Annotated in this window: 9 protein-coding genes; all 9 read left to right on the top strand. The window is 40.9% G+C overall.

The window, feature by feature from the left end; all coding sequences use genetic code 11:
* Nucleotides 1-43: 43 nt before the first annotated feature.
* A complete protein-coding gene (locus tag ACTFWY_RS14440; RefSeq protein ID WP_439926886.1) occupies nt 44-991 on the top strand; it encodes a N(4)-(beta-N-acetylglucosaminyl)-L-asparaginase in 948 nt (315 codons plus the stop codon).
* A gap of 50 nt (nt 992-1,041) precedes the next feature.
* A complete protein-coding gene (locus ACTFWY_RS14435) occupies nt 1,042-2,388 on the top strand; it encodes a PTS sugar transporter subunit IIC (RefSeq protein ID WP_103301080.1) in 1,347 nt (448 codons plus the stop codon).
* A gap of 13 nt (nt 2,389-2,401) precedes the next feature.
* Nucleotides 2,402-2,923: a GrdB-related putative oxidoreductase gene (locus tag ACTFWY_RS14430; protein WP_003128281.1), complete on the top strand. Its 522-nt coding sequence runs from the start codon at nt 2,402-2,404 to the stop codon at nt 2,921-2,923.
* 15 nt (nt 2,924-2,938) lie between these two features.
* Nucleotides 2,939-4,003: a M42 family metallopeptidase gene (locus ACTFWY_RS14425; protein WP_439926887.1), complete on the top strand. Its 1,065-nt coding sequence runs from the start codon at nt 2,939-2,941 to the stop codon at nt 4,001-4,003.
* Nucleotides 4,004-4,015: 12 nt separating this feature from the next.
* A complete protein-coding gene (locus ACTFWY_RS14420; RefSeq protein ID WP_081131884.1) occupies nt 4,016-5,095 on the top strand; it encodes a M42 family metallopeptidase in 1,080 nt (359 codons plus the stop codon).
* A gap of 330 nt (nt 5,096-5,425) precedes the next feature.
* The gene (adhE, locus tag ACTFWY_RS14415) at nt 5,426-8,017 is read left to right on the top strand and encodes a bifunctional acetaldehyde-CoA/alcohol dehydrogenase (RefSeq protein ID WP_005470221.1); all 2,592 of its coding nucleotides are present in this window, start codon (nt 5,426-5,428) and stop codon (nt 8,015-8,017) included.
* Nucleotides 8,018-8,276: 259 nt separating this feature from the next.
* Nucleotides 8,277-8,765: a hypothetical protein gene (locus tag ACTFWY_RS14410; RefSeq protein ID WP_242387740.1), complete on the top strand. Its 489-nt coding sequence runs from the start codon at nt 8,277-8,279 to the stop codon at nt 8,763-8,765.
* A gap of 45 nt (nt 8,766-8,810) precedes the next feature.
* On the top strand, nt 8,811-9,359 hold the full coding sequence (locus ACTFWY_RS14405; protein WP_081131887.1) for a GNAT family N-acetyltransferase: 549 nt from the start codon (nt 8,811-8,813) through the stop codon (nt 9,357-9,359).
* 546 nt (nt 9,360-9,905) lie between these two features.
* The coding region (locus ACTFWY_RS14400; protein WP_439939954.1) for a MucBP domain-containing protein at nt 9,906-11,867 on the top strand (1,962 nt) is incomplete at its 3' end.

The raw sequence follows: 11,867 nt of genomic DNA, 5'->3' as shown, positions 1-11,867 counted from the left end.
ATAGAATATACTTGTAAGCGCTACAAATGATGGAGGGAAAGATATGTGGGGAATGATTGCAACTTGGCGAATGGCACACGATGGTGTACTGGCAGCCAAAGAACTTTTAGAAGGACAAGCGTCATGCAAAGATGCAGTAGAAACTGCCATCAAAGCAGTGGAAGATTATCCATTTTATAAATCAGTTGGTTATGGCGGATTGCCAAATGAACGCGGAATCGTCGAAATGGATGCCGCTTTTATGGATGGTGAAACATTTAAGATTGGTGCCGTTGCAGGGATTACCGATGTTGCCAATCCCATCTCAGTTGCACGCCAATTGAGTGATGAGAAATTCAATAGCTTTCGAGTAGGGCAAGGAGCCACCGAATACGCGATGTTGGCTGGATTTGAACGTAAGAATATGTTGACCGAGCGGGCAAAAAAAATCTGGGAAAAACGATTAGCAGAAATCGCTGCTTCCAACCTCGATCCTTACGATGGCCATGACACGGTTGGCGTTGTTGCTCTCGATACGCAACAGCAAATGGCAGTCGGAACCTCTAGCTCTGGTTTGTTCATGAAAAAACAGGGTCGAGTGGGAGATTCACCATTATCCGGCTCAGGATTTTATGTAGACAGTACGATTGGCGGAGCTGCCGCTACAGGTTTGGGTGAAGATTTGATGAAAGGCTGTCTTTCTTATGAAATCGTCCGCTTGATGGGAGAAGGCCTTTCACCACAAGCCGCTTGTGACCGGGCTGTTTATGGGTTTGAAGAACGATTACGTAAACGTTATGGCAAAGCAGGTGCCTTCTCGTTGATAGCATTGGATAAAAATGGGGCATGGGGGGTGGCAACAAATGTAGAATTTACATTTAGCGTTGCGACATCTGACCAAGAAGCGGCTATTTATATGGCCAATCCTGGTCCAGATCAAACCACGGTGATCACACCGATCACGCAAGAGTGGCTTGATGCATATGAAGCACGCATCAAAGCACCGGTATGATTTCAAAAAAAGAGGATTGCAAAGAGCAAGATCTCGAAAGGAAGAGTGGAATGTTCGATAAATTAGAAAATGTGTTGATGCCGCTTGCGGTAAAGTTAGGGCAGAACAAAATTTTGATCGCAGTGCGTGATGGCTTTTTGATCACGACACCATTAGTGATTGTAGGATCGATTTTCTTACTGTTCGCAAATTTTCCAATACCAGGGTGGTCAGAGTTTTGGGCAGGAATGTTTGGTACAGGTTGGGAGTCGTGGGTCACTCGGGTTTCTGGTTCTGTCTTTAATACAGTTGGCTTCTTTTCATGTCTAGGAACGGCGTATGCTTATGGACGGGAAAAGAAAACCGATCCCATCCAAGCGGCAGCGGTAGCCGTGATTGCGTTTTTGATTTTAACACCAAATAAGCTGATTGTTGAAGGAGTGGCAGATCCAATTAGCGGGCTTTCTTTTGATCACTTAGGAACAAATGGGATTTTTGTCGGTTTGCTCGTCGCACTTATTTCTGTAGAAATTTATGCTTATACAACAAAACGAGGCTGGACCATCAAGATGCCTGATGGGGTTCCACCTGCTGTAACGAAATCCTTTGCTGCGCTGATTCCAAGTGCACTAGTCATGCTCTTATTTTTTGTCATCAATATATTATTTGGTATGACCCCTTTTGGTACCGTCCATGATTTTATCTTTAATGTCTTGCAAATGCCATTAAAAGGAGCCGGTAATACATTAACCGCACAGATTGTCTATAGTTTAGCCTGTACGATTTTTTGGTTCTTTGGGATTAATGGTCCGGCGGTAGCCAATTCTGTATTTGCGCCGATCTTAAGAATTCTAACCATGGAAAACCTAGATGCCTTTCAAGCTGGTAAAGATTTGCCAAACATCTTCACGGATCCATTTTCGAACTTCTTTACCAACTTTGGCGGCGGTGGTTCTACACTTTCCCTTGTAATCATCATGGTCCTCTTCTGTAAATCAAAACGGATCAAAGAACTAGGGAAACTTTCGCTCGTTCCTGGAATTTTCGGGATCAATGAGCCAATCATCTTTGGTTTGCCAGTCGTATTGAATCCAATCATTATTATTCCTTTTATCGCTGTTCCAATGGTTAATCTGCTTTTATCAACATTGGTAACCAACCTAGGAATCATTCCTTATACAACCGGCGTTTCATTGCCATGGACGACCCCGATCGGCTTCTCAGGGTATTTGAGTACAGGAAGTCTGGTTGCCTCTGTCTGGCAATTGATTCTATTAGCCATTGGTTGTTTGATCTACTATCCATTCATTATGGCATTAGACAAGCAATACCTGAAGGATGAACGGGAAGCAGAACAAGCCAAAAGTGAAGAACTGGAATTGTCGTTTGATGATATTTCCATCGATCACTTGTTATAGAAGGGGGATCACAATGAAAATAATCTTTTTGCTGGATCAAATTCAAGCCGGACTTGGTGGGAAAGAACATGGAGATCAGCCATTAGGGGGGCAAAAGACAGCGATTGGTTCTGTCAAAATGTTCGAAAAGTTATTAAAGGAAAAGAATATGGAGGTTCTTGCCACGATTTATTGTGGTGATGACTATTACCGAAAGCATGCGAAGGAATCTTCTTTAAAGATTGCCGCAATGGTACAGAAATTAGGCGCAGATGTGTTGCTTTGCGGTCCATGTTTTAATTATGAAACATACGGGGAAATGGCTGCTGAAGTTGCGAAAGTTGTCGAAGAGAAGGTTCAGATCCCTGCTGTTGCGGCGATGTCCATTGAATGCCAAGAGGCAATCACAAGATTTAAAGATCAAGTAGATATTGTAAAAATGCCAAAAAAGGGTGGTACTGGATTAACAGAAGCAATGAACGAAATGTTGACTCTTTGTCAGTTGAAAGCAGAGAAAAAAGATACAACGGATTACGTGAAGGAACATTGTTACTAAGGAGTGGTAAAGCAGATGGGACAAATGGATCAGCTCGAAAAAGTGGTCAAAACTCCCGGAATTTCCGGAAGAGAAAAAACAATCTCTAAATTATTGAAAGAGTATTATGCACCTTACTGCGATGAAATCATCTATGACAATCTAGGTTCGATCTATGGGGTCATCAAATCTGAAAAGGAGAATCCAACCACTGTTTTAGTGACTGCCCATATGGATGAACTTGGGTTTATTGTCAAAAAAATCGAAGAAACCGGCTTGATTCGCGGACTGATAATGGGGAAAATCGAGCCGAATAGCTTATTGGGACAGGAAGTCCACCTGTACAATCGACAAGGGAAAGCCTTCCCAGGCGTCATTTTAGGACGAAACAAAGCAAACCAGGTTCAGGGAAAAGAGGACGTTTTACTAGATTTTGGTTTTTCTTCAAAAGAGGAAGCATTGTCAGAAGAAGTTTCTTTGGGAGATATGGTGACATTTGCACCCAAATTTACTGTCAGCAAAAATGGAAAAGAATGGATCGCTCCAAATTGGAATGGACGGATTTCTGTCAATCAAACGATTGATTTGTTACGTCAAATTTATGAAAATCAACTCAGCTTCCCTTTTGATCTATATGTTGGATGTACGGTTCAGGAGCAAGTCGGTGCCAGAGGTGCTCAAACAGCAGCGAATCTGGTTGCACCAGACCTAACGATCATCCTAGATACAAATCGAGCCTGGGACTATCAGGAAGATGCTGGCGATGTACAAGGAGAACTCTCAAAAGGAGTTCTATTGACATATTATGATCCTTCCGTTTTGCCAAATCGGTTGCCGATGGAAGAATTGAGAAAAATCTGTGAAGAGGCAGTATTGCCATATCAATATTATTTCTCATTAGAAGACTCCGACGGTGCTTGGTTCAACAAATTACGGACGGGATGTCCAGTCTTATTTATGAACATGCCTGTAAGAAATATGAACACAGCAGCTCAAGTTGTTTCGCAAGAAGATTATGAAACAGTCGGTCAAGCCATCTATCTTTTTCTGAAAGACTTAGACGAAGCAGCGATTGTTTCATTCAAAGAAGAAAACCGCTAGGAGACGATCCCTATGAGAGCTGTAGACTTAGAAATCCTAAAAGAATTAAGTGAAGCCGATGGTATCGGCGGCCGGGAAAAAGAAATATCCAGAATCGTGAAGAAATATGCAGAAGGAGCAGTTGATTCCTGTTTTTATGACAACCTTGGTTCATTGATCTTAGTAAAAAAGAGTTCTAAAGCGAATGCGCCCAAAGTGATGTTGTCAGCCCACATGGACGAAGTCGGTTTCGTAGTTCGAAAAATCACCAAGGAAGGTTATTTGAAACTCTTACCGGTAGGCGGCTGGTGGGGACACGTCATGCCCGCACAGGAAATGCGTGTCACAACGATGGAAGGCAAGAAATACACAGGGGTCATTGGAAGTCGCGCGCCCCACGGGATGCCGCCAGAAGAAAAGAATAAAGTGATCCCAGCTAATGAATTTTATTTAGATATGGGGGTTCCGTCAGCTGAATATATTCGCCAGTTAGGAATAATGGTAGGCGACATGGTTACACCTAAGACGGTCTTTCGTGAAATGAATGATCCGAATTACTTGCTAGGGAAAGCGTGGGATGATCGAGTTTGTGTGGGTGTCTGTATTGAGGTCATGAAAGCTTTAGCCAAAGAAGAGCTAGCTGTTGATGTCTACTTTGCGGCAACGACTCAAGAAGAAGTCGGTATACGAGGTGCCCGTACAGCTGCCCACAGCATTAAGCCCGATTTGGCGATTGCGTTAGATGTCACTACCGCTGTAGACACTCCCTTTGATCAAGGGGGATTGCAACTGGGAAAAGGTCCTGTACTCTCTGTTTTGGATTCGCTAACGATCGGTAATAGTGAACTGCTTGCAAAAATGGAAGAGATTGCAGTAAGACAAAAACTACCTTATCGGCATGACTTCATGACTGTTGGAGGGACAGATGCTTGCAACATCCATAAAGCAATGACAGGAGTTGTTGCAATGACAGTATCGATTCCGACAAGGTATATGCATTCCTCAAGATTAATCATCCACAAAGAAGATTATTTGCAAACAATCATTCTATTGAGTGAATTTTTGAAAAAAATCACCTCTGAAGAAATACGCTCCTTCAAAATTGGACAATAGAGTGTTATTGTTCATCTATGTAAATGCAAAACCAAAATCAGTATCCATCATACTAAGAACCGATATATTTGAGAATCAATCAAATATATCGGTTCTTTTTCTTGGAAAAAGCTTGATAAAAACAAAGATTGTTCAATAAAGCACATGGATACTCGAGTCACTTAAACATCAGATTAAAATAACTCGATATGTTGAAAACGCTTGATTTAACTTATTTTTAAAAAACTGTGAAAAAAATCACAGAAATTGTTTACAAACGAAAAGAGTTATTGTATGATGTGTATGTGAAGTAATTAACAAATAAATTGTTAACGAACTAGGAGGATTACAATGGCTAAGACATTGGAAAAAGAAGTGACGATCGATGTACAAGCAATGATCGATGATCTTGCAAAAAAAGCAAACGTGGCCTTAAAAGAAATGGAAAACTTTGATCAAGAGAAAGTAGACCATATCGTACACGAAATGGCTATGGCAGCCTTAGACAAACATATGCCGCTTGCAAAAATGGCAGTTGAAGAAACGGGTCGCGGAATCTATGAAGATAAAGCAATCAAAAATATGTATGCTTCAGAATATATTTGGAATAGCATCAAACATGACAAAACAGTTGGCGTGATCAATGAAGACAAACAAAAAGGGTTGATCGAAATTGCTGAACCAGTCGGGGTTGTCTGTGGGGTAACTCCAACAACGAACCCAACGTCAACAACGATCTTTAAAGCAATGATCGCATTGAAGACTCGGAACCCAATCGTGTTTGCTTTCCATCCATCTGCTCAAAAATGTTCAGCAGAAGCAGCGCGGATCGTTCGTGATGCAGCAATCGCAGCCGGTGCACCAGAAAACTGTGTGCAATGGATCGAACATCCATCAATCGAAGCAACAGGCTTATTGATGAATCACCCAGGAATCGCCATCGTATTGGCAACTGGTGGTGCAGGCATGGTCAAAGCTGCATACTCAACAGGAAAACCAGCCTTAGGTGTAGGTCCAGGTAACGTCCCTTCTTACATCGAAAAAACAGCAAAAATCAAACGCGCGGTCAACGATTTGATCGTTTCTAAAACATTTGATAACGGAATGATCTGTGCTTCTGAACAAGCAGTGATCGTTGATAAAGAAGTCTATGCAGCTGTTAAAGCAGAGTTTGAAGCTCATCAAGTATACGTGGTAAAACCAAAAGAATTGCAAAAACTTGAAGATGCAGTGATGAATGAAGGCAAATATGCTGTAAATCCAGCAATTGTTGGACATTCAGCAATGGAGATCGCAAAATTAGCAGGCATCAAGGTGCCTGAAGGTACGAAACTATTGATTGCAGAACTAGATGGCGTGGGTGCAGATTACCCATTATCTCGCGAAAAACTTTCTCCAGTTCTAGCAATGATCAAAGCAAACAACACAGAAGATGCTTTCCAAAAATGTGAAGCTATGCTTGATTTAGGTGGATTAGGACATACAGCGGTTATCCACACAGAAAATGAAGATTTGCAATTGGCATTTGGCTTACGCATGAAAGCTTGCCGTATCTTGGTGAATACTCCATCTGCTGAAGGTGGTATCGGTAATATCTACAATGAAATGATCCCTTCATTGACACTTGGTTGTGGTTCATACGGAAAGAACTCTGTTTCTCGTAATGTTTCTGCTGTGAACTTGATCAACGTTAAAACTGTAGCGAAACGGAGAAATAATATGCAATGGTTTAAATTACCGCCAAAAATCTTCTTTGAAAAGAACTCTCTATTATACTTAGAGAAAATGGAAAATGTTGAACGTGTCATGATCGTTTGTGACCCAGGAATGGTTCAATTCGGCTACTGCGATACCGTTCGCGAAGTTCTTGCTCGCCGCAAAAACGATGTGAAGATCGAAGTCTTCTCAGATGTAGAACCAAACCCATCAACAAATACCGTTTATGCTGGAACGAAGATGATGGTTGATTTCAAACCAGATACAGTAATCGCTCTTGGTGGTGGATCAGCAATGGATGCTGCGAAAGGCATGTGGATGTTCTATGAACACCCAGATACATCTTTCTTTGGCGCAAAACAAAAATTCTTGGATATCCGTAAACGGACATACAAGATCGACAAACCAGAAAAAACTCAATTTGTATGTATCCCAACAACTTCTGGTACAGGTTCTGAAGTAACCCCATTTGCGGTTATCACAGATAGCGATACGCATGTGAAATACCCATTAGCAGACTACGCATTAACACCAGATGTAGCGATCGTTGACCCTCAATTCGTCATGTCAGTTCCTGCTTCTGTAACAGCAGATACAGGTATGGATGTATTGACTCATGCGATTGAATCTTATGTGTCGGTAATGGCATCTGATTACACTCGTGGGTTGAGCTTACAAGCAATCAAGTTAGTCTTTGACTACTTAGAAAAATCAGTGAAAACACCGGATATGGAATCTCGCGAAAAAATGCATAACGCATCAACAATGGCAGGTATGGCCTTCGCCAATGCATTCCTAGGTATTTGTCACTCAGTTGCTCACAAAATTGGGGGAGAATATGGTATTCCTCACGGACGTACCAATGCGATTCTTTTGCCGCATATTATCCGTTACAATGCCAAAGATCCTCAAAAACATGCGATGTTCCCTAAATATGATTTCTTCCGTGCTGACACAGATTACGCAGACATTGCGAAATTCTTAGGTCTTAAAGGAGAAACAACTGCGGAACTAGTTGAAGCATTAGCAACTGCGGTTTACGAATTAGGTAAATCCGTTGGTATCGATATGAACTTGAAAGCACAAGGCGTGACTCAAGAAGTATTGGATGCAACTGTAGATCGTATGGCTGAATTGGCTTACGAAGACCAATGTACAACTGCGAACCCTAAAGAACCATTGATTTCTGAATTGAAACAAATCATTGTGGATGCTTATAACGGCTAAGCAATGAATGCACCAATCCCCTCGGTATCTTAGCTGCCGAGGGGATATTTGTTGTAGTTGAGAGATACAATGAATTGAGTTAACTGTAGGGTGGTGCAGAAACTAGTAAATTTGACTATAAAAGAAGTGGTATGTGATATGTAATATATAGTAGAGAAAACAATTACTATTCAGCCCGTCTGTTTTTCAACATTATTCTCGAAGCTTTTCTTGACGAAGCAAAGGAAAAACATGACAATATTACTAGGAGGTGGTACCGATGGACACAGAGTCCTTAGTGTTAGATTTACTCGTTCAGCAAAAACAAATGGAAGCGTTACAAAACTATTTAATGAAAACATCAATGGTTGAAGATGAAGCAAGCCAAACGTTTCTTTTTGACTTAAAGGATTATGTCGATAGTTTATCTTTAGTGACTATTTACGAAACGGCACCAACGATAGAAGAACGTCAAGTGGAAGAGATGTCGGCTATTCTGGGAGATCAGGCTCAAACACTTCGAGAGTTAATCCAGCAACTAGAAGAACTTGAAGATGCTGGGAAGAAGGATTTCTATGGTCAACAAGACGGTGAGTTGCGCCGAACGATTGCTGGGTTAAAAGGTATCCTCGAGTTAAATGGATTACTTTTACAAGATAATCTTACGTTTCAGAGAAAGTGGAAGGACACCGATGGTACAGTGGTAGTCAAAGAAACAGCGTCCGAAAAAAATGGCTTTTTTCAACGTTTGTTTGGTAAAAACAAGTAGCTTCAGTTTTATTTTTCAGCAGTTTGATGTTTGAAAAGGAGAAAGATGAAAAATCATATACAATTGAAATCAATCACCGAAGAAAACCTTTCTGCTCTTTGGTCGATCAGTTATGGTCCTAAAGCTGACTTAGAGTGGAAAAAGTGGGATGGACCTTATTTTCAGGACCCTGTCCTAACATGGGAAGAATTCAAAAATGGATTTGGCAAAAATTGTTTAAATAATCCATTACGGAAGGCTATTTATTATCAAGGAAGGCTTGTAGGAATCGCCACTGCATACTGGGAAGATGGCAATCTGCATCAATGGCTTGAATTTGGTGTGGCAATCTATGATGCCACTTTATGGAATCATGGGGTCGGTAGTCATGCGATGCGTTTGTGGATCACATTCTTATTTGAACAAGAACCACTCATCCAACGGATCGGATATACGACTTGGTCAGGCAATCACCGGATGATGAAGGTTGGGGAAAAACTGGGCATGACGAAAGAAGCACAAATCCGTAGAGTTCGTTATTGGGAAGGACACTATTATGACTCAGTAAAATACGGTGTGCTGCGAGAAGAATGGAACCAAAGAATGGGCAGGTAAGAAAAAAACTGCACTGTACCAATAAACGGGATTTTTTGTTCCGTCTGTTGGCATCGATAACAGATCTAACTGCTAAAACGTAAAAAATATCTATTTGTGGATCCAGCTGGGGATATTCCTTGCTGGTCTTTTTTTGTCGCCAACTGTTATTGATTGTCTTGCTCCACAATATCGAAAGACGAGGAAGCTAAGAAGCAGCTTTGTTTCAGCTGATCAATTTACAATTTTAGATGCAATGCTTTTTTGAAAGTCATGGGAGAGTAAGCGTAGATACACTGATTTTTGTTTGAAGCAAAGTCAAAGCAGGTGCAGCTATTTTTTTTGCTACCATTATTCCTAGAAATACTTTGGTCTACAGATACAGTAGTTATTAATTTTTAGCAAATGAAATGGCGTGATTGGGGTGTGAAAAGTGCGTAACGTTCGTGCTATATTTCACTAGTTAAGTTATAACTTTACTATTTTCCATTTTAGGATTATTATTATTAAAATGAGAATATGGTTAAAAAAAGAAAAGGTAATGATTAGCAAAAAAGGAGATCAAAAATGAAACGAAAAATATTTAGCTATGTATCTTTATTTGTCTTATTAAATTCACCACTGGCTACCCCCGTAGTGACAGTACTAGCAGTGGAGGGAAACGACTCTGTACAGTCTGACACCACCCAAGAAACTAGCAACGATTCAGTTGAGACTGTTACTGAATCTTCTACCTCTGAAAGTGTTACTTCTGATTCAAAGGAATCAAGTTCTGAGAGTGAAGCATCAACAACATCAACAGCATCAACAGTAGGTACAGAAGAATCATCGATTACAGATACAAGTTCTGCCAAATCAAAGGAAAAATCAGCTAGAAGTTTGTTGCCATCAAATGCTCAACAGTTCGCAAATTCGCTGCCTGATAATCAAGCCAATACTGAGGATGTTTCTAGTTGGTTACCAGATCCTACATTACAGTCAATAGTGGCGAAGGCATTAGGAATCGAAGTATCAGAAATCACTAAAGAAAAAATCAGTAAAATGCAGACAATCTATATTTATTCGACTGATTCAGCTCTTGCTGATTTGTCCGGTTTGGAGTATGCCACAAGCCTGTCTTCCTTTTACATGAATGGAACCAATCAGATTTCTGATTTTTCGGTATTAACTAAGATAGATAGTTTAGTCTATGCTTATTTAATGGGAGCGAATGTTACAGATGACAATGTTCCTGATTTTGGGGACAATCTTACTCGATTGAACCTTTCTTCTGCTAATGTCACAGATGCTGTCTATCCGAAGATACTTGAAATGAAGAATTTAGAATCACTTACTTTTGAGTCGAATATGAATATTACTACGATTGCGCCATTGGCTGCATTGCCGAATTTAAAGGAATTACGGATTCAATTTTGTGCGGTCAGCGATTTCACCGTTATCAACAATTTTCCTGTCTTAGAAAATCTGGCGGCTTATGGGCAGAATACAGGAAGAAGTGATGGAGTGACTACGATATCTGCTAAGGAGCTGAATTATGATGCTGCAACGCAGTCATTTTTTGTCCCGTTTTCGATCATGCCCAATCGACTAACAAATTTTGATGGCTATGTTCCACCTTTTTCAACATCCAATAGTCAAAGTCAAACGTATTTTGACTTAAACGGGGTTCAACTCCCTTCTTCTCAGCTATCTATTACAGATCAAGGCGTCACTGTGTCTGATATAACCCCAGAAGAGTTTGAAGGTATTCATACGATGAAATACAATTCACGTCTGAATAATCCAGCTGGGACATATGCACAACCAGATGGGTTTAGCTTCTACGCGATTTCTTCAGGTACCTATTTGCATCAATTTGCGATCAATCATCAAGAAGCAGCCGCAGATGTAACAGTAGAATATGTGGACACAGATGGAAATGAGATCCATGCAGCACAAGTCATTTCAGGAAATGTTGGAGATGACTACGACGCTACGACGGATGTATACAAACTAACGATCAGTGGTTATACATTAGACACGAAACAGTTGCCAGATAATGGCACTGGGGTAATGAGTGATCAAGCGCAAACCGTGACCTATGTGTATACCAAAGATCCTGTGAAAGCGGCGGATGTGACAGTGAAATACCTGGATACAGATGGAAATGAGATCCACGCACCACAAATCATTACAGGAAATGTTGGGGACGACTACGACGCTACGACAGATGTATACAAACTAACGATCAGTGGTTATACATTAGACACGAAACAGTTGCCAGATAATGGTACTGGAGTAATGAGTGATCAAGCCCAAACCGTGACCTATGTATACGCGAAAGACCCTGTAAAAGCTGCGGACGTGACGGTGAAATATGTGGACACAGATGGAAATGAGATCCACGCACCACAAATCATTACAGGAAATGTTGGGGACGACTACGACGCTACGACGGATGTATACAAACTAACGATCAGTGGTTATACATTAGACACGAAACAGTTGCCAGATAATGGCACTGGGGTAATGAGTGATCAAGCGCAAACC

The sequence above is a fragment of the Enterococcus sp. 125944 genome (assembly GCF_051909435.1).
Taxonomy (GTDB): Bacteria; Bacillota; Bacilli; order Lactobacillales; family Enterococcaceae; genus Enterococcus_D; species Enterococcus_D gallinarum.
This window is presented reverse-complemented; position numbering and strand designations above follow the sequence as displayed.